The following is a 26,620-nucleotide window of genomic DNA, read 5'->3' as shown; positions in this document are numbered from 1 at the left end:
GGCGCCGTGAAACTGCCCGCCTTTCTTCAAAAACTGAGCGTCCTTCAACTGGCGCTCGGAGCCTCCATCATCGTCCACGCCGCACTGTTGACGGTGCGCTTCGTCGACCCTGAAAGCTTCAACCGCGTGTTCGAGGACACGCCGCTGGAAGTCATCCTGGTCAACGCCAAATCCAACGAGGCACCCGACAAGGCCCAGGCCATCGCCCAGTCGTCTCTGGCTGGCGGCGGCGAGGCCGCAGCGGGTCGCGCCACCAGCCCGCTGCCCTACTCGGCCCTCACGGCCGTGGGCGACGATCTGGAAGAAGCCCAGCGCAAGATGGACGCGATGATGGAGCAGCAGACGCAGCTCCTCGCCCAGCTGCGCAGGGAACTCGCCCACCTGCCGCCACCCGACCCGCGCCCCGACAGCAAGAATGCCGAAAAGGAAGTGCAGGAAGAAAAGCGCAAGCAGTTGCTCAAGGTCCTGGCCGAGATCGAAAAGCGCATCAACGAGGAAAACGCGCGTCCCAAGAAACGCTACATCAGCCCCGCCACGCGCGAGGAGGTGTACGCCGTCTACTACGACGCGCTGCGCCGCAAGGTCGAGGACAAGGGCACGGAGAACTTCCCCGAAGCCGGTGGCAAGAAGCTCTACGGCGAGCTCATCATGATCATCACCGTCAACCACGACGGCCGCGTGCTCGACACCGAAGTCGCCCAGACCTCCGGCAACAAGCTCCTCGATCGCCGCGCCGAAGCCATCGCCACCGCAGCCGGACCCTACGGCCACTTCGGACCGGCAATGCGCGCCAAGGCCGACCAGATCGCCGTGGTCTCGCGCTTCAAGTTCACCCGCGACCTCACCCTCGAAACCGACGTGCGCTGAGGATCTCGCGAGACAGCGGATCCCCGGCACGAGCGAAGCGACGTGTCGGAAAACCCTCTTATTTAGAATCTGACTCGCGGCGGTTGTCCGAGCGGCGCGCGAAGCGCAAAGCGAGTTCTGCCGCGGGTATTGAAGAGCGCGTTTTGGGTTACTTTTTGCGCGCAAGCAAAAAGTGACTCCGCCGCCGGGCGGAACTCCCGGCCTCTGTCCTCAACCAAGCCACAGTCCCCCGTCCAGCCAACAACAAAGAGCCACGCCATGCCTACAGAAAAATACTGCGTGATGGGCAACCCCATCACCCACAGCCGCTCCCCCTGGATCCACACGCGCTTCGCCGAACTGACGAACGAACCCGTGGCCTACACCCGCCAGCACGTGGAACTGGACAGCTTCCAACAGGCAATCAAAGACTTCGCGGCACAAGGCGGCAAAGGCTGCAACATCACCGTCCCCTTCAAGCTCGAAGCGGCGGAACTCGCCACGCAAAAAAGTGAACGCGTCACCCTCGCGGGCGCAGCCAACACGCTGACGATCCATGCTGACGGCACCATCAGCGCAGACAACACCGACGGTCTCGGCATTGTCGCCGACATCACCCGCAATGCCGGCGTGAGCATCACCGGCCGCGACGTGCTGCTGGTCGGCGCGGGCGGCGCGGCGGCGGGTGTGCTCGGCCCGCTGCTGCGAGAGAAGCCGCGTCGCATCATCATCGCCAACCGGACCGTAGAAAAGGCAAGTCACCTGGCGGAGAGCCATGCGGCCATCGCTGCGGAAACCGGCACCGAACTCTCCGCAAGCGCGCTTGATGCGATCACCGAAGACTTCGACATCATCATCAACGGCACGGCCAGCAGCCTCGCCGGTGCCCAATCGCCCGTGCCGGCAAGCGTGCTGCGCCAGGGCGCGCTCGCCTACGACATGATGTACGGAGAAAAGGCCCAGGGCTTTCTCGACTGGGCCACGCGCCATGGTGCGATCGCGCGCGACGGCCTTGGCATGCTGGTCGAGCAGGCGGCGGAATCCTTCGCCATCTGGCGCGGCGTGCGGCCACCGGCCGAGCAGGTGCTGCGCGAGCTGCGCGCCGAAATCGCTGCAGGACGCTGATCCCGCGTTTGCGCGAGAATCCGTGCGATGTCGCCGCTCAAAGCAATCTCCCGCTGGCTCGCCCTCGTGGTGCTGGCCTTCATCGCGCTGCAGCTGTTTTTTGTGCTGCGCATCGCGCTCATGGTCGTGGTCGATCCCGAATCGACCACCTTCCAGCGCTCGCAGATCTGGCAGCAGATGACGACGGACGGCTCGCTGCACTGGCGGCAGGAATGGGTCGCCTACCCGCAGATTTCAGACCATCTCAAGCGCGCCGTCGTGGCCTCCGAGGACGACGGTTTCGTCAACCATGACGGAGTGGACTGGAACGCCATCGAGAAGAACTGGGATCGCAATAACAAGCTGCAGGAACAGGCCGAGCAGCGCCTCGAAAACAACCCCAAGGCCAAGCAGCGCCCGGTGCGCATCCGTGGCGGCTCGACCATCACCCAGCAGCTCGCCAAGAACCTGCTGCTTTCGGGCGAACGCAGCATGCTGCGCAAGGGTCAGGAGCTGGTGCTCGCGATGCTGCTTGAGCAGTTCCTGTCGAAAGAGCGCATTCTCGAGATCTATCTGAACAACGTGGAATGGGGCGAAGGCGTCTTCGGCGCGCAGGCCGCCGCCCAGCGCTACTACCGCAAGAACGCCACCCAGTTGAGCAGCGCCGAGGCCGCGCGCCTGGCCGTGATGCTGCCCGCCCCCAGACGCTTTGAAAAGCAGCCCCAGTCGGCCTATCTGAACGGCCGCACGCGCGTGATTCTGGGGCGCATGAGCAGAACCGAACTCCCCTGAAAAGAAGGATCAGGCGACGCGCGCCACCGGCTCGCTGCGACTGCCCGCAAGCCCATGACCGCTCACCGAGCCGCCCGCGCGCAAGGCGGGCGCCAGCGCCTCGCCCACGCGCTGCGCGGTGGCGAGCACCGTGGGCACGGCGCGCTTGAGCATGCGCTCGTCCATCTGGCGCGCGAACGTGGTGTAGACCATCACGCCGCGCAGCATGCCGGCGCTGAACACCGGCACGGCAAGCGCCGCGCTCTCGGAACGGTGGTGACCGTAGCGCACCGCAAAGCCCTGCTTGCGGATCTCGCGGATCATGTGACGCATGGCGCGCAGATCGGTGATGCGCGGGCCGTCGTCTTCGCGGCTGTTCATCTCTTCGATGAGGATGCGGCGCTCGGACGGGTCGCAGAAAGCGAGGTAGGCACGGCCCGAGGCCGATTCCGTGAGCTCGTACTTGCGGCCGACGCTTGAAGGCCGGATCGCGTACGGGCTGTACGGCATCGTGCAATAGACGATGCGGATCTGGTGGCGGTCGATCACGCCGAGCGACAGCGGCCATTTGATGGCGTGCGTGGTACTCACCATGATGGGCGCGGCAAGTTCCGCAAGCTGCATCTGCGTGGTCACGCCGCAGCTCAGATTGCCGACGGCCTGCGTGAGCTGGTAGTGGCCGTAGACATGCGGGTCAGTGCGCACGTATTTTTCGGTCTCGAGCGTGCTGAGCAGGCGGTGCAGCGTGGACTTGGCGAGCCCTGTGCGCTGGTGAAGCTCCTGCAGCGTCCAGCTCACGCGTTCGTTCATCACCCTGAGGATCTGCAGCGCGCGCTGCACGGAACGGACTTCGGTACTCATGGCGCAGCCACTCCCATCGTCGTCGATCGCGCAAGGCGGCCTGCTGCGATCATCGCGTCTGCTGGCGCACGACTCCCAGCACAGTTGCAGCGCTGGGACGAGACAGTCATCAAATACACGGGCACTGTTCAGCTTTCTTCTTCGGTCAATCCGGCGGACCACCACCTCGCACCTGTCCGGATCGCCTGTTATGGTGAGCGCACTAACGTGGCGCACCTTATGTGTCAAACAAACAAGGAACCGGCTTTCTTGTCTCCAGACAACCAAGTTCCATTCCAGCTACAGTCTAGAAGCTTGAGAAAACTTTTGTTGGACAATTTTTGACGTTCCGTCTATCGGAATCTCACCATATTCAGTGCGATTTCGAGGAACTGAAATGTCTGGGTAAGGAAACACTTCGCGTGAGAATTTTGGGAATCGATCCGGGACTGCAGACCACCGGCTTCGGCGTGGTCGATGCGGACGGTCATCGTCTGAACTATGTGGCCAGCGGCACCATCCGCACCACGCAACTGGCGCGCGGCGACCTGCCCGGTCGCCTCAAGGTGCTTTTCGAAGGCGTGACCGAGGTGGTCAAGCGCTACCAGCCCGATCAGGCCACGGTGGAAATCGTGTTCGTGAACGTGAACCCGCAATCCACCCTGCTGCTTGGCCAGGCGCGCGGCGCGGCGCTTGCGGCTCTCGTCGCGCAGGATCTGCCGGTCGCCGAATACACCGCGCTCCAGATGAAGAAGGCCATGGTGGGGCACGGCCGCGCGGCCAAGAACCAGGTGCAGGAGATGGTGCGGCGCATGCTGCAATTGCCGGGATTGCCGGGAACCGACGCTGCGGACGCGCTGGGACTGGCGATCACGCATGCGCATGCGGGGGCGGCCATGGCGCGGATTGGGGAGGTGGCTGAGTTGCAGCGGCGGCAACATGCGATGTACAAGTCGGGGCGGAGCTACTAGAAGAGGACATTGGCCTGCCCTCTTGCTGCTGGCCTCTGTTGCGTCTTTGAGGGCAGAGGCCGGGACTGCCCCCGGCGGGGCAATCACTTTTTGCTCGGCGCGCAAAAAGTAATCAAAAACGCGCTTGAATACCTCCGGCGGAACTCGCTGCGTTCCTTCGTCACTCCGCTCGGGCAACCGCCGGAAGTCAGTTGGGGGAGGTGTGTTCGGCACTTCGCTGCGCTCGCGCCTTGCGCCATCTCGCGTTCGCGAGATGGCTGTGTTTCTGCCGTTAATTTCCCAGGATCAGGGAAGTGATCACGCCGGTGGCGATAGCGACCAGCATGTAGTCGCCGCCGTACTGGACCCAGTGGTAACCGCGTGGAGGAGCCGAAAGGCGGTGGCCACGCCAGTCTTCCACCACGTAGCTGCGGGTGCGGTAGGCGGGCGGCAGGCGGTCACCGCGGTTCCAGCGGTGGTCGGGGCCTGCGCCGCGTGGGTAGTCATGGCGGGCGTGGCCGGGCGGGTTGGCGCGGCGATTGTCATGGCGCGCGTCGCGGCGGTCATTGCCATGGCCCCTGCGATCATCGCCTCGGTGGTCGTAACGATGGTCGTTGCGGTGGTCGTTGTTCCTGACGATGTCGGGGCGCGGCTGTGCGCTGGCTCCGATGGCGGCAACACCCAGCAGAATTGCCACGGCTGCGGATGTCAGTGTTTTGGCGGCGGTGCGAAACTTGGCTGTCATGTGAACCTCCTTGAATTGGAAAGCACGGTGGACGAGGATTGGAATTCTTTTCCCGCTCGTCCATCCAACCGATATCGCGGTGACCTGCATTCCACGCAGACCCGATGGCGATATGGGTGCCATGTTGCACCAGAAATGCCGCCCGCCAAGTAGGCGGGCGGCAGGTTTACATGAGATTTGCTTTCGTGAACAAGTGATTCACGTTTCGCCGGAATCAGGCGACCGGTTGAATCGGAATGTAGAGCTCGCCGCCGCCTTCACGGAACTCGCCTGCCTTTTCCTGCATGCCCTTGGCCGCGAATTCACGCACTTCCTGCGTGATCTTCATCGAGCAGAACTTGGGGCCGCACATCGAGCAGAAATGCGCCACCTTGGAGCTGTCCTTGGGCAGGGTTTCGTCGTGGAATTCACGGGCGGTGTCGGGGTCGAGACCGAGGTTGAACTGGTCTTCCCAGCGGAAGTCGAAACGCGCCTGACTCAGCGCATCGTCACGCGAGCGCGAACCGGGGTGTCCCTTGGCGACGTCGGCCGCATGGGCCGCGATCTTGTAGGCGATGATGCCCTGCTTCACGTCGTCGCGGTCGGGCAGGCCCAGGTGTTCCTTGGGCGTGACGTAGCACAGCATGGCGGTGCCGAACCAGCCGATCATCGCGGCGCCGATGGCGGACGCGATGTGGTCGTAGCCCGGTGCGATGTCGATGGTCAGCGGGCCGAGCGTGTAGAACGGTGCCTCGTTGCAGTGCTTGAGCTGCTCGGTCATGTTCGACTGGATCATGTGCATCGGCACGTGGCCGGGGCCTTCGATCATGGTCTGCACGTCGTGCTTCCACGCGATCTGGGTGAGTTCGCCGAGCGTGTGGAGTTCTGCGAACTGGGCTTCGTCATTGGCATCCGATGCGCAGCCGGGACGCAGGCCGTCGCCGAGCGAGAAGCTCACGTCGTACTGCTTCATGATGTCGCAGATGTCCTCGAAGTGCTCGTACAGGAAGCTCTCGCGGTGGTGCGCCATGCACCACTTGGCCATGATCGAGCCGCCGCGCGAAACGATGCCGGTGCGGCGCTGCGCCGTGAGGTGGATGTAGGCGAGGCGCACGCCCGCGTGGATCGTGAAGTAGTCCACGCCCTGCTCCGCCTGCTCGATCAGCGTGTCGCGGAAGATTTCCCAGGTGAGGTCTTCGGCGATGCCGCCCACCTTTTCGAGCGCCTGGTAGATTGGCACGGTGCCGATGGGCACGGGCGAGTTGCGCACGATCCAGTCGCGTGTGGTGTGGATGTTCTTGCCGGTCGAGAGATCCATCACGTTGTCCGCGCCCCAGCGGATCGCCCACACCAGCTTTTCCACTTCTTCCTCGATGCTCGAAGTGACGGCGGAGTTGCCGATGTTGGCGTTGATCTTCACGAGGAAGTTGCGGCCGATGGCCATCGGCTCGACTTCAGGGTGGTTGATGTTCGCGGGGATGATCGCGCGGCCACGGGCGACCTCGTCACGCACAAATTCCGGCGTGATGATCTTGGGAATGATCGCGCCCATCGGGTTGCCGGCCAGGCGCTTCTCACGCGCTTCGTCCTGCATGTACTGCTCCATCCACTCGCGGCGGCCGTTCTCGCGCAGTGCGACGTACTCCATCTCGGGAGTGATGATGCCGCGCTTGGCGTAGTGCATCTGGGTCACGTTGGCACCGCTCTTGGCGCGGCGCGGCTGACGCTGCAGCGCAGCCGCTTCTGCGCGCAGCTGCTCAAGGCGGATCGCGTCGGCATCGCCCTTGCGGCCATCATCGAGCGCCACGCGCAGGCGGCCCGCGTAGTACTCGCTATCACCGCGCGCGTCGATCCAGCCACCACGCACGCTGGGCAGACCCTGACGCACGTCGATCTCGACCTTGGGATCGGTGTAGGGGCCGGACGTGTCGTACACGCTCACGGTTTCGCCGTTGGTCAGCGCGATGTCGCGCACGGGCACGCGGATGTCCGGCTTGCTGCCTTCAATGAAACTCTTGGTGGATGCGGGAAATGGCTCGCGGGTGAGCGAAAGCAGCTGGGAAAACTTGTCGATGGCGTTCATGGCGGGAGCTCCTCAAAGGTCTGATGGAATGCTCCGCAATCGGCCGAATGTCGTGTGCCTCGATGGCACGCAAACCCATTTCGGGCGCACGTGCGCAGACACTTCTACACATCCAACTGCAGCTCTTCTTACGCTGGTACTAACCAGATCAAGTTCGCGGTTCCAGTGGTCCAGTCCACTGTCTCAGCACGCCTTACGTGCACCCCGGAGCAAGCGCGAGTATAGGGGGAATTTCGGCGAATGCAAACGAAACATCAATAATTTCGAACGCAATGTTCCGAAATCTGGATTTTCAAACGATCCGCTCGAGAAAAAGCACCGCAAAGAACATCAGCGCGGCGATCAGCGTCCATTTGATGATGATGAAGGCGTAGCGCTTGTACTGCGCCTGTCCCGTGGCGGCATAGAAGCCGAAGCACACGGCTGCGGCCACGATCAGGAACATGACGATGGCGCGGAAGATCAGCATGCGCAGTCAGTGCGAGGCGGTCTGGATCACCACGCGTGCGCGGGCATCGCGAAGCCCTGCGGCGCATGCCGTTCACTGTCGAAGGTGGCGATCTCCCAGCAGTCCTCATGGGCCAGCAGTTCGCGCAGCAGCAGGTTGTTCAGACCATGGCCCGAACGGAACGCGCTGTAGGCCGCAAGCAGCGGCTTGCCGACCACGTAGAGGTCACCGATCGCGTCCAGGATCTTGTGCTTCACGAACTCGTCGTCGTAGCGCAGGCCGTCGGAGTTGAGGACCTTGTAGTCGTCCATCACGATGGCGTTGTCGAGCCCGCCGCCGAGCGCGAGACCGTTGGCGCGCATCATCTCCACATCCTTGGTGAAACCGAAGGTGCGCGCACGTGCGATGTCGCGCGTGTAGTTGTTCAGGCCCATGTCGAACTCGACGCTCTGGCCCGTGGAGTCCACGGCCGGATGCGCGAAGTCGATCTCGAAGCGCAGCTTGAAGCCATGGTAAGGATCGAGCCGTGCCCACTTCAGATTGGCGCCCTCGCCCTGACGGATTTCCACCGGCTTGGTCACGCGGATGAAACGCTTTGGCGCGCTCTGCTTTTCCACGCCAGCGCTCTGCAGCAGAAACACGAACGAGGCGGAGGATCCGTCAAGAATCGGCACTTCCTCGGCCGTGATGTCGATGTAAAGATTGTCGATGCCGAGCCCCGCGCAGGCCGACATCAGATGCTCGATGGTATGGACCTTGGCACCGCCCACGCCGATGGTGGACGCCATGCGCGTGTCCACGATGGCCATCGCGTTCACCGGAATGTCCACCGGCTCCGGCAGATCCACGCGACGGAACACGATGCCGGTGTCAGGCTGGGCCGGACGCAACGTCAACTCGACCCGCTGGCCGCTGTGCAAACCAACGCCCACGGCGCGTGTCAGAGTCTTGATGGTGCGTTGCTGAAGCATCTGTCAATTGTAAGTGAATGAGAAGAAATTGATCTCCCCAATCTCTCTATATCCGCAATAGAAAATATCCTTGTGCTACGAAAGCAGTAGCAGCGGAGGGCTCAAAAAAAGAGGGAGCAGTCACCCACTCCCTCCACACTCTCTGTTTAACTCTCGCTTGACTCTTGTTCAACGCGTCAGCGGCAGGTCTCGCTGACAGCCAAGACGCCGCGCTCTTCACGAGCGCAAACGCCAGCCGCCACGACGGCCCGGATCAGCAACCACCAGGCAAGAGCCGCCTCACGGCGAAAGCGGTGTCTCCCTCCCGCAAAGCGAGAGGGAGGAACGGTACTCGGCAGCTCCTCGGGGGCGCTTTCTCAATCGGCCTGCTTGCGCAGGAAAGCCGGGATTTCCAGCTCTTCCATGCCGCCCGACGACAGCGCATCGACGCGCGCTGTCGCATGGGTGCGGTTGGTGCGCCACACGCTTGGCACCGACATGTTGTCGTAGCCTGGTTGGGCCGCGCCCGTTGCCACGCCTACCGAACCGCCCACCGCCATGTTGTATGGCAGGTTGTCGGTGCCGGTGCGCAGGCCGCCCTGCACCACCGAGATCGGCTGGCGACGCGCGTTGGCACGCGACAGGCCGGTGGCGACCACGGTCACGCGGATCTCGTCGCCGAGCGTCTCGTCGTAGGCCGCGCCGAAGATCACGTGCGCATCCTGCGAAGCGTAGGCGTTGATGGTGTTCATCGCCAGACGCGACTCCGACAGCTTGAGGCTGCCCTTGCTTGCGGTGACCAGCACCAGCACGCCCTTGGCGCCCGACAGGTCGATGCCTTCGAGCAGCGGGCAGGCGATCGCCTGTTCGGCCGCGATGCGTGCGCGGTCGGGACCGGACGCCGTTGCCGTGCCCATCATCGCCTTGCCGGGTTCGCCCATCACGGTGCGCACGTCTTCGAAGTCGACGTTCACCTGACCGTATTCGTTGATGATTTCGGCAATGCCGCCCACGGCGTTCTTGAGCACGTCGTTGGCGTGCGCAAAGGCTTCGTCCTGCGTGATGTCGTCACCCAGCACGTCGAGCAGCTTCTCGTTGAGAACCACGATCAGCGAATCGACGTTGGCTTCGAGCTCGGTCAGACCTTCGTCGGCATTCTTCATGCGACGGCCGCCTTCCCAATCGAAGGGCTTGGTCACCACACCAACGGTGAGGATGCCCATTTCCTTGGCGACGCGCGCGATCACGGGGGCCGCACCGGTGCCGGTGCCGCCGCCCATGCCTGCAGTGATGAACAGCATATGCGCGCCCGTGATGGCCTGACGGATGTCCTCGACGGCCATTTCAGCGGCTTCGCGGCCCTTGTCAGGCTTGCTGCCCGCGCCCAGACCACTGCCACCCAGCTGGATGGTACGGTGTGCGCTGCTGCGCGTCAGAGCCTGTGCGTCCGTATTGGCGCAAACAAACTCCACTCCCTGGACGCTGCGGAAAATCATGTGCTCGACTGCGTTTCCTCCGCCGCCGCCGACACCGATCACCTTGATCTGCGTGCCCTGGTTGAACTCTTCGGACTCGATCATTTCGATGGTCATGTTGGTGCTCCTAACGCTGGTTCTTCAATTGCAATTGCCGAAAATTGATGGGGGTTCTTGTATGCGATTTTTCTCGGTGGCGGAGGTCCCGTACTTCGCCATCGGCTCCGGATGGGAGGAGGTGGTCCGGCGCGCGCAAGCCAAAGCAGATGTGCAGTCATCTCAAAAGTTCCCCACGATGAAGTCCTTGAGACGACCGAACGCCGTTTTCACGGATCCGCTCTTGGCCGCAACCTTGAATCCGCGCAGCCTCGCGAGGCGCGCTTCTTCCAGCAATCCCATGACGGTCGCCGCACGAGGCTGGGCGATCATGTCGGACAGGGCACTTGAGTATTTGGGAATGCCGCGTCGCACCGGCTTGAGGAAGATGTCCTCGCCCAGCTCGACCATGCCCGGCATCACTGCACTGCCACCCGTGAGCACGATGCCCGAAGAAAGCACTTCTTCAAAGCCCGACTCGCGTATCACTTGTTGCACAAGTGAAAATATTTCTTCGACGCGCGGCTCGATCACGCCGGCCAGCGCCTGCTTGGAGAGCATGCGCGGACCGCGGTCGCCAAGGCCGGGCACTTCGACCTGCGCTTCGGGATCGGCCAGCAGCTGCTTGGCGTAGCCGCTCTCGACCTTGATGTCCTCGGCGTCCTTGGTCGGCGTGCGCAGCGCCATCGCGATGTCGCTGGTGATCAGGTCGCCGGCAATCGGAATCACGGCGGTGTGGCGGATCGCGCCGCCGGTGAAGATCGCCACGTCGGTCGTGCCCGCGCCGATGTCGACCACCGCGACGCCGAGTTCGCGCTCGTCGTCGGTCAGCACGGCCTGACTGCTGGCAAGCGGATTGAGCATCAACTGCTCGACCTCGAGTCCGCAGCGGCGCACGCACTTGATGATGTTTTCGGCGGCGCTCTGCGCGCCGGTCACGATGTGGATCTTGGCCTCGAGGCGGATGCCGCTCATGCCGATGGGCTCCTTCACATCCTGCCCATCGATCACGAATTCCTGCGGCTCGACCAGCAGCAGACGCTGATCGCTCGAGATGTTGATGGCCTTGGCCGTCTCCACCACGCGCGCCACGTCGGTGGCCGAGACTTCCTTGTCCTTGACCGCGACCATGCCGCTTGAATTGAGTCCACGGATATGGCTGCCGGTGATGCCGGTGTAGACGCGCTGGATCTTGCAGTCGGCCATCAGCTCGGCCTCCTTCAGGGCCTGCTGGATGCTCTGCACGGTGGCGTCGATGTTCACGACCACGCCGCGCTTGAGCCCGTTGCTCGGCGCGATGCCGAGACCCGCGAGCTTGAGGTTGCCGTCCGGCATCACTTCGGCCACGACCGCCATGACCTTGGCCGTTCCAATGTCCAGCCCGACAACCACATCTTTGTATTCTCTTGCCATAAATCCGTCCTGCCCTCAGTTGCTGCGCCCTGGGGAGCGTGTCGTTGTAGTAGTAGTGCGCGCGGGCGTCGCTGTCGCCCGCGCCGCTGCCGGCCGCGCAGTCGCCTGTGCCTTGGCACGTGCGGCTGCCGTTTCTGCGCTTACCGTGGTCACCCCACGCAGGCGCAACGCATATCCATCCATCTGCCTGAGGTCCGCCGACTCCAGCGAAGCCACATTGCGTCCCTGCTGCGCCGCCACCTTGGGCACCGTGCGCACGAAACGATCGAGGCGCTGCACCACGTCCGTGGTCGAGCCGCTTCCGAGCTCGATCACCGCGCCGTTCTCCAACTGCAGGCGCCAGCTGCCGCGACCGTTGAGCGTCACGCTGTCGATCGCCGAATCCAGCGGCTTCACATGCGGCTGCAGGCGGTCATACATCTGCAGCATCTCGAGCGAGCGTCCGTCCGGTCCCTGCAGGCGCGGCAGCTTGTCGTCGTCATCCTCATCGGCTGCGGCCTCGAAGACTTCACCATAGTCGTTCACCAGCGTGGGGCTGCCCTCCGCGCCCCAGAACGCACGGACCCTGTGCTCCTCGATGTCCACGGCGAGACCGTTCGGAAACTCGCGGTGCACCTGGGCCTTGCGGATCCATGGCACGCTTTCGAACTCGGTCTTGGCCTGGCGCAGATTCAGTGTGAAGAAATTGCCCATCAGGCGCGGCGCGACGTTGGCGCGCAAGCTCACCGGATTGGTGTGCATGAGATCGCCGTGCACCACGATGCGTCCGATCGCGAACGCCGGATTGCGCAGGAACCACCAACTGCCCGCCGCCACCACGCCCACGGCGCAGCACACGAACAGGATCGTGGCGATCATGTTCATGAGCCGGACGTCGAGCGGTGCTGGCAGTGCGTCGTTCATTGCGCGCTGGCTCCTTGGCTTGAGGCGGAGACGCCCTGACGCGAATCCAGCGATGCGCTCACCAGAATCCGCAGACAGAGTTCGGGATAGTCGATGCCGCTGGCCTTGGCCGACATCGGCACCAGCGAGTGGCCGGTCATGCCCGGCGACGTGTTGATTTCCAGAAGAAACGGCTTGCGGTCCGTCTTGCGGATCATGATGTCGGCGCGCGCCCAGCCACGGCAATCGAGCGAGCGGAAGGCGTCGACCACAAGGCGCTGGATCTCGCGCTCTTCGGCTTCGGGCAGGCCGCTCGGGCAGTGGTATTGCGTGACGTCGGTGAAGTACTTGTTCTGGTAGTCGTAGTTGCCTTCCGGCGCGACGATGCGGATCACCGGCAGCGCGCGTGCGTCACGGCCCTGGCCGAGGATCGGGCAAGTGGTCTCGTCACCGTCGATGAACTGCTCGCACAGCACCTCGGGATCGAACTTGGACGCGAGGCGGTAGGCCTGCTCGCACTGGCCGACCGAGGTCACCTTGGTCAGACCGATGGTCGAGCCTTCGCGTGCGGGCTTCACGATCATCGGCGAGCCGAGGTCCTTGAAGGCCTGCGCGGTTTCGGCTGCGCTCGCGACCAGTTTCCAGTCCGGGGTGGACAGGCCGTCCGCGCGCCAGATGCGCTTGGTCATGATCTTGTCCATCGCGATGCTCGACGCCATCACGCCGGGACCGGTGTAGGGAATGCCGAGCAGCTCGAGCGCGCCCTGCACCGTGCCATCCTCGCCGTGGCGGCCATGCAGCGCGATGAAGCAGCGGTCATAGCCGTGCGACTTCAGGTCGGTCATGTTGTTCATGGACGGATCGAACGCGTGCGCGTCCACGCCGCGCGACTGCAGCGCCTGCAGCACGCCGCCGCCGGACATCAGCGAGACCTCGCGCTCGGCAGACGAGCCGCCCATCAGCACCGCGACCTTGCCCATGCTGCGGGCGTCGATTTGGATTGTCTTGTTCTTGTCGTTCATTGCGCTGTTCCTTGCTGCGCCGATTGCTGCTTGCCCACGAGCAACTCCGCCACCTTGGCCGGCACCGAACCGATCGAGCCCGCCCCCATGCACATCACCACGTCTCCACTCTTCGCACCGCTCGCGATGCGCTCGGGCAGCGCGGCGATGTCGTCGATGAACACCGGCTCGACCTTGCCTGCCACGCGCACGGCGCGAGCCAGCGCGCGGCCATCGGCGGCGACGATGGGCTGCTCGCCGGCGGCGTAGACCTCGGTCAGCAGCACGGCGTCGGCCTCTCCGAGCACCTTCACGAAATCCTCGAAACAGTCGCGTGTGCGGCTGTAGCGATGCGGCTGAAAGGCCATCACCAGGCGGCGACCGGGGAACGCGCCACGCGCGGCGGCCATGGTCGCGGCCATCTCGACGGGGTGGTGTCCGTAGTCTTCGATCAGATCGAATGTGCCGCCGTCGGCCGTCGGCAGATCGGCGATGCGCTGGAAGCGGCGACCCACGCCGGTGAAGCTGGCGAGTCCGCGCAGCAGCGCTTCATCAGGCACGTCGACCTCGGCCGCGACGACGATGGCCGCGAGTGCGTTCAGCACGTTGTGCATGCCGGCGAGGTTGAGTTCCACGTTCAGATCCGGTCCGGCCACCGCGCCTGTGCGGACCACGCGGAAGTGCATCTGCGTGCCCACGGCGCGCACGTCGACGGCACGCACCTGCGCGTCCTCGCCGAAGCCATAGGTGATCACCGGACGCGTGAGGCGCGGCATGATGTCGCGGATCGCCGGGCTCTCCACGCAGAGGATGGCCGTGCCGTAGAACGGCATGCGGTGCAGGAAATCGACGAACGCGGTCTTGAGCTTCTCGAAGTCGTGACCGTAGGTCTCCATGTGGTCGGCATCGATGTTCGTGACCACCGCCATCACCGGCAGCAGGTTCAGGAACGAGGCATCCGACTCGTCGGCCTCGACCACGATGTACTCGCCCTTGCCGAGCCTGGCGTTCGAGCCCGCGCTGTTCAGGCGACCACCGATCACGTAGGTCGGATCGAGACCCGCCTCGGCCAGCACGCTCGCGACCAGGCTGGTCGTCGTGGTCTTGCCATGCGCGCCCGCAATGGCGATGCCCTGACGCAGGCGCATCAGCTCGGCGAGCATCAGCGCGCGCGGCACGACGGGGATCTTTTTCTCGCGCGCCGCGATGACCTCGGGGTTGTCACCCTGCACGGCCGTGGAGGTGACGACCGCGTTCGCGCCGTCGATGTTCGCGGCCCCATGACCGATGAAGGTGCGGATGCCCAGCGACTGCAGGCGGCGCAGCGTCGCGCTGTCGGACAGGTCCGAGCCCGACACCACATAGCCCAGGTTGTGCAGCACCTCGGCGATGCCGCTCATGCCCGAGCCGCCGATGCCGACGAAATGAATGTGACGGATGGCGTGTTTCATGCTGCCAGCTCCTCACAGGCGGTCACCACCTCGAGGGTGGCGTTGGTCTTTTCCATTGCCTTTGCCTTCAGCGCCTTGTCCAGCAAAGCCGGGCGCTGCATGTTCAGAATCATGTCCGCCAGTCCGCGCGGCGTGAGATCACGCTGCTGCACCAGCCAGCCGCCGCCCGCGTCGACCAGGAACTTCGCGTTCGTGGTCTGGTGGTCGTCGACGGCCGATGGAAACGGCACATAGAGCGCAGCGGCGCCGACCGCGGCGATTTCCGTCACGGTGCTCGCGCCTGCGCGGCAGACGATCAGATCCGCATCGGCAAATGCCGCTGCGGTGTCATCGATGAATGGCGTGAGCGTGGCCTGCACGCCCGCCGCCTCGTAGTGGCCGCGCAGCGCATCGATCTGCGTCGCGCCGCTCTGGTGAATCACTTCGGGACGCTGCTCCTGTGGAATCAGCGCCAATGCCTGCGGCACGATTTCGTTGAGCGCGCGCGCGCCGAGACTGCCGCCGACGACGAGCAGCTTGAACGGGCCGGTGCGACCCGCCCACCGCGCGGCCGGGTCGGCCTTCTGCGTGAACGCCGCGCGCAGTGGATTGCCCACCCACTTCCCCTTCTTGAACACGTTCGGGAACGCGGTGAAGATGCGATCCGCGACGCCTGCAAGCACCTTGTTGGCCATGCCGGCGACCGAGTTCTGCTCGTGCAGCACCAGCGGCTTGCCCGCCAGCACGGCCATCATGCCGCCGGGGAAGGTGACATAGCCGCCCATGCCGACCACCACGTCAGGCTTGATCCGGCGCACCACCGACAGGGCCTGCCAGAACGCGCGCAGCAGACGCAGCGGCAGCAGCGCGAGCGTCATCAGCCCCTTGCCGCGCACGCCGGAAAATTCGATGGTCTCGAGCGCGAAGCCCTTGGGCGGAACGATGCGCGACTCCATGCTGCCGGGCGTGCCCAGCCAGTGCACCTTCCAGCCACGGTTGCGCAGCTCTTCCGCCACGGCGATGCCCGGGAAGATGTGGCCACCGGTGCCGCCCGCCATGATGAGCGCGGTGCGTTGCTTGCTCATACGCGCCCCCCTCTCATCAGCAGCTTGTTTTCGTAATCGACTCTCAGCACGACCGCCAGCGCCACCAGATTCATCAACGCCGCCGAACCGCCGAAGCTCATCAGCGGCAGGGTCAGCCCCTTCGTCGGCAGTGCGCCGAGGTTCACGCCCATGTTGATGAACGACTGGAAGCCGATCCACATCGCAATGCCCTGCGCCACCAGCCCCGCGAACACGCGGTCCAGTGCGATGGCCTGGCGGCCGATGTGCATGATGCGGCGGGTCAGCCAGAGGAAGGAGACGATCAGGATCATCACGCCGACGAGACCGAACTCTTCGCCGATGACGGACAGCAGAAAGTCGGTGTGCGCCTCGGGCAGCCAGTGCAGCTTTTCCACGCTGCCGCCCAGACCGACGCCGAAGATCTCGCCACGGCCGATCGCGATCAGCGCGTGCGAGAGCTGGTAGCCTTTGCCGAGCGCATGCTTTTCGCTCCATGGATCGAGGTAGGCAAAGATGCGCTCGCGGCGCCACTCCGAGAACCAGACCATGCAGGCGAACGCGAGCAGCAGCACGGCCGCGATCAGGAAGAACATGCGGGCGTTCACGCCGCCGAGGAACAGAATGCCCATGGCGACCACGGCGATCACCATGAACGCGCCCATGTCGGGCTCGGCCAGCAGCAGCGCACCGACCACCGCTACGGCAATCGCCATCGGCAGCACCGCGCGGAAGAAGCGCTCCTTCACCTCCATCTTGCGCACCATGTAGTCGGACGCGTAGATCACCACCGCGAGCTTGGCGAGCTCGGACGGCTGGAAGTTCATGAAGCCCAGCGACAGCCAGCGGCGCGCGCCATTGACCACCGTGCCCACGTGCGGAATCAGCACCGCGACGAGCAGCAGGATGGAGAGCACGAACAGCCAGGGCGCATAGCGCTCCCAGGTGTTCATCGGAATCTTGAACGCGATGACCGCGCAGATGAAGCCCAGGAACAGCGAGATCACGTGGCGCTTGACGAAGTGGTAGCTCTCGATGTTGCCGAAACGCGGGTTGTCTGGCATCGCGATGGAGGCGGAATACACCATCACCACGCCCCACGCGAGCAGCGCGATCACCACCCAGAGCAGCGCCTGATCGAAGCCGACCATGCGCGCCGGTGTGGCCGTGGTCTGGCGGTACTCCGTGCCGCCGATGCGAACCGGCAGCACGTCGGCGGCCTTCACCGGAATGGCGCCGAACCATCCAGAGATGCGCTGCCACACGCTCAGGCGTTCTTCGGTGGTCGCGGCCGCGGTCATGCCTGCCCTCCCAGAACCTGGCCGACATCGTCCGCCAGCGCCTGCACCGCGTCGCAGAAGACCTTGGCGCGGTGCGCGTAGTTGTCGAACATGTCGAAGCTCGCGCAGGCAGGCGACATCAGCACGCCGTCACCGGGCTGCGCATTGCGCGCGGAAATGTCCACGGCCTCGGGCATGGAGGCGGCGTGCAGCATGGGCACGCCGGTGTCCTGCAGCGCGGCTTCGATCTGCGGCGCATCGCGGCCGATCAGCACCACCGCGCGCGCGTAGCGCGAGATCGGCAATGCCAGCGGCGAGAAGTCCTGCCCCTTGCCGTCGCCACCCAGAATCACGACCAGACGACGGTCCGGGCCAAGGCCACTCAGCGCGGCCACCGTGGCACCCACGTTCGTGCCCTTGCTGTCGTCAAAGTACTCGACCTCGTTCACGATGCCGATGGGTTCCACGCGATGCGGCTCGCCGCGGTATTCACGCAGGCCGAACAGCATCGGCGCGAGCGAGCAGCCCGCCGCTTGGGCGAGCGCCAGCGCGGCCAGCGCGTTCATCGCGTTGTGACGGCCACGGATGCGCAGCGCATCCGCGGGCATGAAGCGCTGGATGTGCAGATCGATCTCCTGCACGTTGCGGCCCCTGCGGCTGGTCTCGTCGGCCTCGTGCGCGCGCACCAGCCAGTTCATGCCGCTGACGCTCTCGATGCCGAAGTCGCCGGGGCGCTGCGGCATGTCACCGCCGAACGTCACATGCGGGCGCAGCTGCGGTTTCTGCAGCTTCACGCGCACGGGCGGCGGCAGCATGTCCATGACCATCTGGTCTTCGCGGTTCAGGATCATCAGACCCTTCTCGCCGAAGATGCGCGCCTTGGCCGCCGCATAGGCGGACAGGCTGCCATGCCAGTCCAGGTGATCCTGGGTGACGTTGAGCACGGCCGCGGCCGTGGGCTCGAAGCCCTTCACGCCGTCCAGTTGGAAGCTCGAGAGTTCAAGCACCCAGACCTCGGGCAGCGTGTCCTCGTCGAGGTGCTTGGACAACGTGCCGAGCAGCGTCGGGCCGATGTTGCCTGCCATCGCCACAGTCTTGTCGGCGCATTGCACGAGCAGTGCGGTGAGCGAGGTGACGGTGGTCTTGCCGTTGGTGCCGGTGATCGCGAGCACCGATGGCTTGTAGTCGCGCGTGATCGCCAGTTCGCGCAGCGCGAGCGCATAGAGATCGAGCTCGCCGCCGACCTTGATGTGCGCGGCATTCGCGGCATCGACGACGGCCGCGATGGTCTCGGGGAACAGGCCCGGCGAACGGTAGACGGCATCCAGCTGCTGGCCGTTGACCAGATCGGCGCTCATCTCGCCCGCGACGAAACGCACCTGCGGCAACTCCTGCTGCAGACTCGCGAGCTGCGGCGGTGCCTCGCGCGTGTCGGCCACCGTCACATCGGCTCCGCTCCTCGCGCACCAGCGAACCATCGCCATGCCGGATGCGCCCAGGCCCAGCACCAGCACACGCTTGCCCTGCAGTTCAGGCACGAAGGTGTCCAGCTCCTGCACTTCAGCGCCCTGCCCGGTTGCGGCTTCGACATCGTCCGAGGTTTCGCCCGGCTGCAACTGGGCATCGGTCTCCTGAGCTGCATCGGCGGGTACGGCGGCTTCCGCGTCGGCTTCTTCCTTGTCCTTGCCCTGCACGTCGGCAAAGATGCGAGCGACGAATTCGGCGGCTTCCGCTGCAGCGGACTTGGTCGGTGCCACAAAGTTGGCCGCATCTCCAAGGAACGAGGGCTTGGCAAGCGTGTCGACCTGTTCGGGCGCCACGTCAGTGGATGCCTCGGTCACATCCTCGCCGCCGGAAGTCGCCTCGCATTGCTCCAGATTTCCATCCGTCGATGGAACTACCTCCGCCACCTCGTCACTCACCTGGGCAAGTTCAGAAACAGAGAGGGAATCCGTGGAAGCGTTCACGACAGCAACGGCAGCGTCATCGGAGATGGCCGGCAGTTGCGCGACTTCGCTCGTCTCGATGTCGGACGCGGCGGGCACAACGGTCAAAGCCGCCTCTGGAACCTCTGGGGTTCCCGGGGCGGCCTGCTGGCTGAGAGGGTCGAATGGATGCTGACTCATCTGAGCTTCAAGGTAGTGAGGCCGATGAGGCACAACAACATGGTGATGATCCAGAAACGCACGACGACCTGCGTTTCCTTCCAACCGCTTTTCTCGAAGTGGTGGTGCAGCGGAGCCATCTTCAGCAGACGGCGGCCTTCGCCGTAGCGCTTCTTGGTGAACTTGAACCAGACCACCTGCAGCATCACGGACAGTGCTTCCACCACGAAGATGCCGCCCATCACGGCCAGCACGATTTCCTGGCGCACGATCACCGCGATGGTGCCGAGCGCCGCGCCGAGCGCAAGCGCGCCCACGTCGCCCATGAACACCTGTGCGGGGTGGGTGTTGAACCAGAGGAAGGCCAGACCCGCGCCCGCCATGGCGGACGAGAAGATCATCAGCTCGCTCGCGCCCGCGATGTGCGGAAACAGCAGGTATTTGGAGTAGCTCACGCTGCCGGTCACATAGGCAAAGATGCCCAGCGACGCGCCCACCATCACCACCGGCATGATCGCCAGACCATCGAGACCATCGGTGAGATTCACCGCGTTGCTCGAACCCACGATCACCAGATAGGTCAGGATCACGAAGCCCAGCACGCCCAGCGGATAGGTCACTTCCTTGAAGAACGGCACGTTCAGGCCAGCCTTGGGCGGCAGATCGAGCGAGAAGCCCGACTGCACCCACGAGATGAACAGTTCGAACACGCGCCAGTTGGAATTCTCGGAGATGCTGAACACCAGATACAGCGCCGCCAGCAGGCCGACGACGGACTGCCAGAAATACTTCTCGCGCGAGCGCATGCCCTCGGGGTCCTTGTTGACGACCTTGCGCCAGTCATCGACCCAGCCGATGGCACCGAAGCTCAGCGTGACCACCAGCACGATCCACACGAAGCGGTTCGACAGGTCGGCCCACAGCAGCGTGGAGATGGTGATCGCCAGCAGGATCAGCACACCGCCCATGGTGGGCGTGCCGCTCTTGGCCAGATGGGTCTGCATCGCGTACTCGCGGATCGGCTGACCGATCTTGAGCGAGGTGAGCATGCGGATCACGCGCGGTCCGGCGGCCAGACCGATGACCAGCGCGGTCAACGCGGCCATCACGGCGCGGAAGGTGATGTACTGGAACACGCGCAGGAAACCGAATTCCGGCGACAGCGCTTGCAACCATTGAGCGAGCGTCAGCAACATGTGCGATCTCCCTTGGTTTGCGTCGTTTGGCGGGTGGCGTCTTCGGCCGACTGCGCCTGCAGTGCCTGCACCACTTGTTCCATCTTCATGAATCTCGATCCCTTGACCAGTACGCTGCCGACCTCCGGCAAGCTGGCCTGCACCGCCGCGAGCAGCGATGCCATATCTTCAAAATGCTGCGCGCCGGGTCCACTGACCTGTGCAGCGTGGGCGGACAAGTCGCCCAGAGCGAACAACCGATCGATGCCATGCTCACGCGCATAGACACCGGCTTCGGTGTGAAACTGCGGCCCCTGATCGCCGACCTCGCCCATGTCACCCATCACCAGCAGCTGCGGGCGGGGCAGACCGGCGAGCACGTCGATGGCGGCGCGCACGGAGTCCGGGTTGGCGTTGTAGCTGTCGTCCACCAGCGTGACCGTGCGGCCCGCCAGCGTCAGCACGACGGCGCGCGAACGGCCCTTGACCGGCTCGAACTGCGCCAGCCCCTTGGCGATGGCGAACAGCGGAACGCGCGCCGCCACGGCGCTGGCCGTGGCCGCGAGTGCGTTGGTCACGTTGTGGCGACCGGCGATGTGCAGCTCGGTCTCAAACGAGCCCAGTGGCGTCGCGATCTCCACCTTCCAGCCCGCGCCCTGCCACTCGGCGCGGGTGCAGCGCACGTCACCGGCGTTCTCGGCGAACGTCAGCACCTTGCGAGGACCCGCCAACTCACGCCACAGCGGCGTGTATTCATCTTCGGCGGGAAAAACGGCCACGCCGTCGCGCGGCAGCGAAGCAAACACACTGCCGTTTTCACGCGCCACGGCTTCCACCGTCTGCATGAATTCGAGGTGCTCGCGCTGCGCGTTGTTGACCAGCGCGACCGTGGGGCGTGCGATGTCGGCCAGATACGCGATCTCTCCGGGATGGTTCATGCCCATCTCGATCACCGCCACCGTGTGCGACGCGTTCAGGCGCATCAACGTCAGCGGCACGCCGATGTCGTTGTTCAGGTTGCCCTGCGTGGCGAACGCCGCATCGCCCTTCCAGGCGCGCAGGACCGAGGCGATCATCTGCGTGACCGTGGTCTTGCCGTTGCTGCCGGTCACTCCGATCAGCGGGCCATGCCACTGCCTGCGCCAACTTGCCGCCAGGGCGCCCATGGCGCGCAGGCTGTCGGGCACCTGAATGCCCGAAAGACCCGCTTCCTGAAGACCGCCGTGCGCGATGGCCGCGACGGCTCCGGCCTCGCGGGCCTTCGCCAGAAACTCGTTGGCGTCGAAACGCTCGCCCTTCAATGCCACGAACAGGTCACCCGCCGCCAGCGTGCGCGTGTCGGAATGCACGCGCGCGAACGCCACGCCGCCGTCGCCGATCAGCCGTGCACTCGGCACGTGTTCGGAGACGAGCGCGAACGCATCGGCGAGGGTCATGATCGCGGGCTTCAACAGACTCATGCCGCGCCTCCGCGACGCGACAGCGCTTCGCGCGCCTGCTCGATATCGGAAAAATGGTGTCGCTCGCCTTGCACTTCCTGATAGTCCTCATGTCCCTTGCCCGCAATCAGCACCACGTCTTCGGGTGCCACGGCAGCCAGGGTTTCGGCGATCGCCAATGCGCGATCCGCCTGCACGCGCAGCGTTGCCGCCGGTTGCGTGCCTTTCAAAATCTGCTCGATGATGCTCATCGGCTCTTCGTTGCGCGGGTTGTCGCTGGTGACGACGACCTCGTCGGCCAGGCGCTGCGCGGCAGCGCCCATGTGCGGACGCTTGCCGGAGTCGCGATTGCCGCCGCAACCGAAAACGCACCAGAGCTTGCCGCCACGCTCCTTGGCCATCGGGGCCAGCGCCTGCAACGCCTTCTCGAGCGCGTCCGTCGTGTGTGAATAGTCCACCGCCACCATCGGCTGGCCGGGCGAGGTGATGCGCTCCATGCGGCCGGGCACCGGCGTGAGCTGGGCGCAGGCCCAGAGCGCATGCTCCAGCGCCACGCCAAGCGAACGCAGCGCGGCGATCACGCCGAGCAGGTTGGACACGTTGTAGAGACCGATGACCTGGGTCTGCAGCGTGAACGAATGCAGCCCCTCGACCACGGTGAACACCAGCCCCTGATCGTTGTAGGTGATGTCGCGGGCCTTGAGGCGGGCGTTGCCGCGGATCGAGAGCGTCCACACGTCGAGCTGCGAACGCTCGAGCTCATCGGCCAGTTGCAGCCCCCGGCTGTCGTCGATGTTGACGATGGCGGTACGCAGGCCGGGCCAGTCGAACAGCTCGCGCTTGGCTGCCCAGTAGGCCTCCATCGACGGGTGATAGTCGAGGTGATCCTGCGTGAGATTGGTGAACATGGCCACGCGGATGCGCGTGCCGGCAAGGCGGTGTTCCGCGAGACCAATCGACGAAGCTTCGATCGCACAGGCGCCGATGCCATCCGTCACGAACTGCGAGAACGCGCGCTGAAGACGCACCGGATCGGGCGTCGTGAGGCCGGTGGTTTCAAGAGCACCCGGCATGCCCATGCCCAGTGTGCCCACGAGCGCGCAGCCCTTGTAGGTGAGCACATCGGTCTGGCTCGCGAGCGCGTTGAGCGCCTCGGAAAGCCACCAGGCGCTGCTCGTCTTGCCATTGGTGCCGGTCACGGCGAGCACGTCGAGATGGGTGGTCGGCATGCCGAACCATGCGGCCGCGATCGGGCCGGTCGCGGCCTTGAGGCCACGCACCGACGCCATGTGCGCGCCGACGAAGCCGAAGGCATCGACGCCTTCCTGCTCGACGAGACAAGCCACCGCGCCGTTGGTGAGCGCGTTGCCCACGTGAAAACGGCCATCGGTCGCGGCGCCGGGCCATGCGATGAAGCCATCGCCGGGCTTGACCAGACGGCTGTCGGTCTGCAGCGTGCCGGTCACGCGTTCGCGCAGCCAACGGACCGCATCCTGTGCCGAAGAATGATTGAGCAGGACGCTCATAGTGGAGCCTCCTCGGTTGGGTTGCTGACGATCTGCGGACGCACGGCCATGTCGGGCGGAACGCCCATCATGCGCAGGGTCTGCTGCACGACTTCACTGAACACAGGCGCTGCGGAAATACCGCCATAAGCCGAGCCCACGGTGGGCTCGTCGATCATCACGGCCACGATGATGCGCGGGTTGTCGATCGGCGCCATTCCGGTGAACCAGCCGCGGTACTTGCCGATCGCATAGGTCTTGCCGACCTGCTTGCGCGCCGTGCCGGACTTGCCGCCGACCGAGTAGCCCACGGTCTGCGCGAGCTGGCCCGTACCGCCGGGTCCAGCCGCCATCTGCAGCATCTTGCGAACCTGCTGGGCGGTCTTGGGCGTGAAGACCGGGACGCCGACCGCTGGCTCCGAGCTCTTGAGCATGGTGGCCGGAATCACCTTGCCGTCGTTCGAGAACACGGTGTAGGCACGCGCCATCTGGAACAGGCTGGCCGACAGGCCGTAGCCGTACGACATCGTCGCCTGTTCGACCGGACGCCAGCTCTTGTAGGGGCGCAGCCGTCCCGTGACCGCGCCAGGGAAGGTGATCTGCGGCTTCTGGCCGAAACCGACCGCCGAGTAGGTTTCCCACATTTCCCTGGCCGGCATGTTCATCGCGAGCTTGGTCGTTCCGACGTTGCTCGACTTCTGGATCACGCCTTCCACGGTCAACGCGCCATAGTTGTGCGTATCGGAAATGGTGGAGCCAGTGATGTTGATGCGGCCAGGAGCCGTATCGACGATGGTCTCGGGACGCACGCGCCCGGAGTTCAGCGCCAGACCAATGGTGATCGGCTTCATCGTGGAGCCGGGCTCGAACACGTCGGTCATCGCGCGATTGCGCAGCTGCTCGCCCGTCAGATTCTTGCGGTTGCCGGGGTCGTAGGTCGGATAGTTGGCGAGCGCCAGCACCTCGCCCGTGTGCGCATCGAGCACCACCACGCTGCCGGCCTTGGCCTTCTTGGCGATCACGGTGTCGCGCAGCTTCTGGTAGGCGAAGAACTGCACCTTGCTGTCGATGGACAGCTGGATGTCCTTGCCGTCGAGTGGCGGCACTTCCACGCCCACGCCTTCGACGATGCGGCCCAGACGGTCCTTGATCACGCGACGCGAACCGGGCTTGCCGCCCAGATCCTTGTCGAACGCGAGTTCCATGCCTTCCTGACCGTGGTCTTCCACGTTGGTGAAGCCGACGATGTGCGCCGCGGCCTCGCCTTCAGGGTACTCGCGCTTGTATTCCTTGCGGTTGTAGATGCCCTTGATGTCGAGCTTGACGATCTCCTGCCCGACGTCCCAGTCGAGCTGGCGCTTGATCCAGACAAAGCTCTTGTCCTCATCCGCGAGCTTGGCCTTGAGCGACGCGAGCGGCATGTCCATGAGCTTGGCCAGCTTCTTGAGCTTGGCCTGAATCTCGGGACTGTCCTGATCCACGTCTTCGGGAATCGCCCAGATGCTGGCCGCAGGAACGCTGGAGGCGAGGATCAGGCCGTTGCGATCCAGAATGCGGCCGCGGTTGGCGGGCAGCTCGAGCGTGCGCGCGAAGCGCACCTCACCCTGACGCTGGAAGAAATCGTTGCCGATCACCTGCACATAGGCCGCGCGGGCCGCCAGGCCGACAAAGCCCAGCGCCACCACCGCGACGATGAACTTGCTGCGCCAGACCGGGGTCTTGCTCGCCAGCAGCGGGCTGGAGGTGTAGTTGACGCTGCGCGAGCTCATTGACGCCTCCCGCCGGCGGTCACCGCACCGCCGCTTGGAACGGCCGCGGGCGTGATCGCCATGACCACGGGAGTTCCGTCGTCGGTGACATATTGCGTGATGGCCGGCGTCGCCGAGCGCATCTGGAGCTTATCGCGTGCGAGCGTCTCCACGCGCAGCGGCGTGGCCTGCGCGCGCTTTTCAACCTGCAGCCGCTGGTGCTCCGTTTCCAGACGACGCGCCTCCGCCTGCGCACGGTCGAGCTCGGTGAACAACCGGCGCGACTCGTACTGCGTGTTCACGAGGTACATGGAGCAAGCCATGACCGCGAGCAGCAGCAGCAGGTTGAGGCGCAGCATCATGCGGGCACCTCGGTTCTTTCGGCCACGCGCATCACCGCGCTGCGCGAGCGGGGGTTGCCTGACACTTCGGCGTCGCTTGGCTTGATGCGGTCGAGCGCCTTCAGGCGCATCGGCGTGGGCGCGGCAAACGGAGCACGGCGGTCGTAGACCTCCTTGGAGTGCTGCGCGATGAATTGCTTGACGATGCGGTCTTCGAGCGAATGAAAGCTGATGACCACAAGACGGCCTCCGGGCTTCAGAACCCGGATGCTCGCCTCTAGCGCTTGTTGCAGCTCTTCAAGCTCGGCGTTGATGAAAATCCGAAGAGCTTGAAATGTGCGCGTTGCAGGGTTCTGGCCCTGCTCGCGGGTTTTGACCGCGCCAGCCACGATGTCGGCCAGTTCGGAGGTGCTTGTAATTGGACCCCGTGTCTCGCGCCAAGCAACAATCGCCTTTGCAATGGGGCCAGCAAACCGTTCTTCGCCGTAGTCACGTATCACCTCCGTTATCTGCTTCGCCTCAGCTTCTTCCAACCACTGGGCGACACTTTCACCACGGGTGGTGTCCATGCGCATGTCCAGCGGGCCGTCGAAGCGAAAGCTGAAGCCACGCTCCGGATCATCAATCTGTGGGGAGCTCACGCCCAGGTCCAGCAGAACGCCGTCGACACTGCTCTCAGGCAGCTCGTCAAGATGCTTGAAACCTTCGTGCCGGATTGAAAAACGCGCATCAGTGATGCGCGCTGCGGCTTCGATGGCTTGCGGGTCCTTGTCGAACGCCACCAACCTCCCCCCGGGCTTGAGCCGCGAGAGAATCAGCCGCGAATGACCGCCGCGCCCGAACGTGCCGTCCACATAGGTGGCGTCGTCCGGGTGAGCAGCATCCAACAAGGCGTCGACCGCCTCGTTCAGCAGGACCGTGGTGTGCAGCAATGGCTGATTCACTCTCGG

General features: G+C 64.6%; 23 protein-coding genes and 1 riboswitch. Of the genes, 4 read left to right on the top strand and 19 right to left on the bottom strand.

The annotated features are described in order from the left end of the window. The first annotated feature begins 6 nt into the window (after positions 1–6). From ISG32_RS01380 to mtgA, 3 genes are all read left to right on the top strand, one after another. Entirely contained in the window at positions 7–867 is an 861-nt protein-coding gene (locus tag ISG32_RS01380) for an energy transducer TonB (protein ID WP_194769230.1), read from the top strand. 258 nt (positions 868–1,125) lie between these two features. Beyond that, the gene (gene aroE, locus ISG32_RS01375; RefSeq protein WP_194769229.1) at positions 1,126–1,971 is read left to right on the top strand and encodes a shikimate dehydrogenase; all 846 of its coding nucleotides are present in this window, start codon (positions 1,126–1,128) and stop codon (positions 1,969–1,971) included. 27 nt (positions 1,972–1,998) lie between these two features. Continuing rightward, positions 1,999–2,742: a monofunctional biosynthetic peptidoglycan transglycosylase gene (mtgA, locus tag ISG32_RS01370; protein ID WP_194769228.1), complete on the top strand. Its 744-nt coding sequence runs from the start codon at positions 1,999–2,001 to the stop codon at positions 2,740–2,742. A gap of 9 nt (positions 2,743–2,751) precedes the next feature. Here the strand turns inward: mtgA and ISG32_RS01365 are convergent, their stop codons facing one another. Next, positions 2,752–3,582 (bottom strand): IclR family transcriptional regulator domain-containing protein, encoded by an 831-nt coding sequence (locus tag ISG32_RS01365; RefSeq protein ID WP_194769227.1) that lies wholly within the window; start codon positions 3,580–3,582, stop codon positions 2,752–2,754. A gap of 401 nt (positions 3,583–3,983) precedes the next feature. On the opposite strand from ISG32_RS01365, the gene ruvC reads away from it, so the two are divergent. Further along, on the top strand, positions 3,984–4,532 hold the full coding sequence (gene ruvC, locus ISG32_RS01360; RefSeq protein WP_194769226.1) for a crossover junction endodeoxyribonuclease RuvC: 549 nt from the start codon (positions 3,984–3,986) through the stop codon (positions 4,530–4,532). Positions 4,533–4,803: 271 nt separating this feature from the next. Here ruvC and ISG32_RS01355 read toward each other — a convergent pair whose 3' ends face one another. The 18 genes from ISG32_RS01355 to rsmH form a co-directional block, all read right to left on the bottom strand. Further along, on the bottom strand, positions 4,804–5,256 hold the full coding sequence (locus ISG32_RS01355) for an RcnB family protein (protein WP_194769225.1): 453 nt from the start codon (positions 5,254–5,256) through the stop codon (positions 4,804–4,806). A 214-nt stretch (positions 5,257–5,470) separates the two neighbouring features. Further along, positions 5,471–7,318, bottom strand: a complete 1,848-nt coding sequence (gene thiC, locus ISG32_RS01350) for a phosphomethylpyrimidine synthase ThiC (protein ID WP_194769224.1) — start codon at positions 7,316–7,318, stop codon at positions 5,471–5,473. A gap of 108 nt (positions 7,319–7,426) precedes the next feature. Beyond that, positions 7,427–7,535: riboswitch (TPP riboswitch) on the bottom strand. Positions 7,536–7,610: 75 nt separating this feature from the next. Further along, the gene (locus tag ISG32_RS01345; protein ID WP_194769223.1) at positions 7,611–7,787 is read right to left on the bottom strand and encodes a hypothetical protein; all 177 of its coding nucleotides are present in this window, start codon (positions 7,785–7,787) and stop codon (positions 7,611–7,613) included. Between the two features lie 26 nt (positions 7,788–7,813). Next, a complete protein-coding gene (lpxC, locus tag ISG32_RS01340; protein WP_166311554.1) occupies positions 7,814–8,737 on the bottom strand; it encodes a UDP-3-O-acyl-N-acetylglucosamine deacetylase in 924 nt (307 codons plus the stop codon). 356 nt (positions 8,738–9,093) lie between these two features. Beyond that, on the bottom strand, positions 9,094–10,308 hold the full coding sequence (ftsZ, locus tag ISG32_RS01335; protein ID WP_194769222.1) for a cell division protein FtsZ: 1,215 nt from the start codon (positions 10,306–10,308) through the stop codon (positions 9,094–9,096). A 162-nt stretch (positions 10,309–10,470) separates the two neighbouring features. Further along, positions 10,471–11,700 carry a cell division protein FtsA gene (gene ftsA / locus ISG32_RS01330; protein WP_194769221.1) on the bottom strand — a complete coding sequence of 410 codons (1,230 nt, stop codon included), beginning with the start codon at positions 11,698–11,700 and terminating at the stop codon, positions 10,471–10,473. A gap of 15 nt (positions 11,701–11,715) precedes the next feature. After that, a complete protein-coding gene (locus ISG32_RS01325) occupies positions 11,716–12,603 on the bottom strand; it encodes a cell division protein FtsQ/DivIB (protein WP_194769220.1) in 888 nt (295 codons plus the stop codon). Next, positions 12,600–13,604, bottom strand: a complete 1,005-nt coding sequence (locus tag ISG32_RS01320; RefSeq protein ID WP_194769219.1) for a D-alanine--D-alanine ligase — start codon at positions 13,602–13,604, stop codon at positions 12,600–12,602. The genes ISG32_RS01325 and ISG32_RS01320 overlap by 4 nt, the downstream gene beginning before the upstream one ends. Then, on the bottom strand, positions 13,601–15,034 hold the full coding sequence (murC, locus tag ISG32_RS01315) for a UDP-N-acetylmuramate--L-alanine ligase (protein WP_194769218.1): 1,434 nt from the start codon (positions 15,032–15,034) through the stop codon (positions 13,601–13,603). The genes ISG32_RS01320 and murC overlap by 4 nt, the downstream gene beginning before the upstream one ends. Next, complete coding sequence (murG, locus tag ISG32_RS01310; protein WP_194769217.1) at positions 15,031–16,098, bottom strand: undecaprenyldiphospho-muramoylpentapeptide beta-N-acetylglucosaminyltransferase; 1,068 nt, start codon at positions 16,096–16,098, stop codon at positions 15,031–15,033. The genes murC and murG overlap by 4 nt, the downstream gene beginning before the upstream one ends. Beyond that, positions 16,095–17,378 (bottom strand): putative lipid II flippase FtsW, encoded by a 1,284-nt coding sequence (gene ftsW, locus ISG32_RS01305; RefSeq protein ID WP_194769216.1) that lies wholly within the window; start codon positions 17,376–17,378, stop codon positions 16,095–16,097. Before ftsW ends, murG begins: the two co-directional genes overlap by 4 nt. Further along, positions 17,375–19,483: a UDP-N-acetylmuramoyl-L-alanine--D-glutamate ligase gene (gene murD / locus ISG32_RS01300; RefSeq protein WP_194769215.1), complete on the bottom strand. Its 2,109-nt coding sequence runs from the start codon at positions 19,481–19,483 to the stop codon at positions 17,375–17,377. The genes ftsW and murD overlap by 4 nt, the downstream gene beginning before the upstream one ends. Next, positions 19,480–20,658, bottom strand: coding sequence for a phospho-N-acetylmuramoyl-pentapeptide-transferase (mraY, locus tag ISG32_RS01295; protein WP_194769214.1), 1,179 nt, complete (start codon positions 20,656–20,658; stop codon positions 19,480–19,482). Before mraY ends, murD begins: the two co-directional genes overlap by 4 nt. Continuing rightward, complete coding sequence (locus ISG32_RS01290) at positions 20,649–22,097, bottom strand: UDP-N-acetylmuramoyl-tripeptide--D-alanyl-D-alanine ligase (RefSeq protein WP_194769213.1); 1,449 nt, start codon at positions 22,095–22,097, stop codon at positions 20,649–20,651. Before ISG32_RS01290 ends, mraY begins: the two co-directional genes overlap by 10 nt. After that, positions 22,094–23,602, bottom strand: a complete 1,509-nt coding sequence (locus ISG32_RS01285) for a UDP-N-acetylmuramoyl-L-alanyl-D-glutamate--2,6-diaminopimelate ligase (protein ID WP_194769212.1) — start codon at positions 23,600–23,602, stop codon at positions 22,094–22,096. Before ISG32_RS01285 ends, ISG32_RS01290 begins: the two co-directional genes overlap by 4 nt. Then, positions 23,599–25,350 (bottom strand): peptidoglycan D,D-transpeptidase FtsI family protein, encoded by a 1,752-nt coding sequence (locus ISG32_RS01280; protein ID WP_194769211.1) that lies wholly within the window; start codon positions 25,348–25,350, stop codon positions 23,599–23,601. The genes ISG32_RS01285 and ISG32_RS01280 overlap by 4 nt, the downstream gene beginning before the upstream one ends. Beyond that, the gene (ftsL, locus tag ISG32_RS01275; RefSeq protein WP_194769694.1) at positions 25,347–25,688 is read right to left on the bottom strand and encodes a cell division protein FtsL; all 342 of its coding nucleotides are present in this window, start codon (positions 25,686–25,688) and stop codon (positions 25,347–25,349) included. Before ftsL ends, ISG32_RS01280 begins: the two co-directional genes overlap by 4 nt. Further along, on the bottom strand, positions 25,688–26,614 hold the full coding sequence (gene rsmH, locus ISG32_RS01270; protein WP_194769210.1) for a 16S rRNA (cytosine(1402)-N(4))-methyltransferase RsmH: 927 nt from the start codon (positions 26,612–26,614) through the stop codon (positions 25,688–25,690). The genes ftsL and rsmH overlap by 1 nt, the downstream gene beginning before the upstream one ends. Positions 26,615–26,620: the final 6 nt, after the last annotated feature.

Source organism: Diaphorobacter caeni (assembly GCF_015354245.1).
Classification (GTDB): domain Bacteria; phylum Pseudomonadota; class Gammaproteobacteria; order Burkholderiales; family Burkholderiaceae_C; genus Diaphorobacter_A; species Diaphorobacter_A caeni.
Note: the sequence above shows the minus strand (reverse complement) of the source record. Positions and strands in the feature narration are given on the sequence as shown.

Bases quoted from the DNA above. Each gene is read 5' to 3' on its own strand.
- aroE (WP_194769229.1), top strand. From the start codon at position 1,126: ATGCCTACAGAAAAATACTGCGTGATGGGCAACCCCATCACCCACAGC.
- mtgA (WP_194769228.1), top strand. From the start codon at position 1,999: ATGTCGCCGCTCAAAGCAATCTCCCGCTGGCTCGCCCTCGTGGTGCTG.
- ISG32_RS01365 (WP_194769227.1), bottom strand. From the start codon at position 3,582: ATGAGTACCGAAGTCCGTTCCGTGCAGCGCGCGCTGCAGATCCTCAGG.
- ISG32_RS01355 (WP_194769225.1), bottom strand. From the start codon at position 5,256: ATGACAGCCAAGTTTCGCACCGCCGCCAAAACACTGACATCCGCAGCC.
- thiC (WP_194769224.1), bottom strand. From the start codon at position 7,318: ATGAACGCCATCGACAAGTTTTCCCAGCTGCTTTCGCTCACCCGCGAG.
- ISG32_RS01345 (WP_194769223.1), bottom strand. From the start codon at position 7,787: ATGCTGATCTTCCGCGCCATCGTCATGTTCCTGATCGTGGCCGCAGCC.
- lpxC (WP_166311554.1), bottom strand. From the start codon at position 8,737: ATGCTTCAGCAACGCACCATCAAGACTCTGACACGCGCCGTGGGCGTT.
- ftsZ (WP_194769222.1), bottom strand. From the start codon at position 10,308: ATGACCATCGAAATGATCGAGTCCGAAGAGTTCAACCAGGGCACGCAG.
- ftsA (WP_194769221.1), bottom strand. From the start codon at position 11,700: ATGGCAAGAGAATACAAAGATGTGGTTGTCGGGCTGGACATTGGAACG.
- ISG32_RS01325 (WP_194769220.1), bottom strand. From the start codon at position 12,603: ATGAACGACGCACTGCCAGCACCGCTCGACGTCCGGCTCATGAACATG.
- ISG32_RS01320 (WP_194769219.1), bottom strand. From the start codon at position 13,604: ATGAACGACAAGAACAAGACAATCCAAATCGACGCCCGCAGCATGGGC.
- murC (WP_194769218.1), bottom strand. From the start codon at position 15,034: ATGAAACACGCCATCCGTCACATTCATTTCGTCGGCATCGGCGGCTCG.
- murG (WP_194769217.1), bottom strand. From the start codon at position 16,098: ATGAGCAAGCAACGCACCGCGCTCATCATGGCGGGCGGCACCGGTGGC.
- ftsW (WP_194769216.1), bottom strand. From the start codon at position 17,378: ATGACCGCGGCCGCGACCACCGAAGAACGCCTGAGCGTGTGGCAGCGC.
- murD (WP_194769215.1), bottom strand. From the start codon at position 19,483: ATGAGTCAGCATCCATTCGACCCTCTCAGCCAGCAGGCCGCCCCGGGA.
- mraY (WP_194769214.1), bottom strand. From the start codon at position 20,658: ATGTTGCTGACGCTCGCTCAATGGTTGCAAGCGCTGTCGCCGGAATTC.
- ISG32_RS01290 (WP_194769213.1), bottom strand. From the start codon at position 22,097: ATGAGTCTGTTGAAGCCCGCGATCATGACCCTCGCCGATGCGTTCGCG.
- ISG32_RS01285 (WP_194769212.1), bottom strand. From the start codon at position 23,602: ATGAGCGTCCTGCTCAATCATTCTTCGGCACAGGATGCGGTCCGTTGG.
- ISG32_RS01280 (WP_194769211.1), bottom strand. From the start codon at position 25,350: ATGAGCTCGCGCAGCGTCAACTACACCTCCAGCCCGCTGCTGGCGAGC.
- ftsL (WP_194769694.1), bottom strand. From the start codon at position 25,688: ATGCTGCGCCTCAACCTGCTGCTGCTGCTCGCGGTCATGGCTTGCTCC.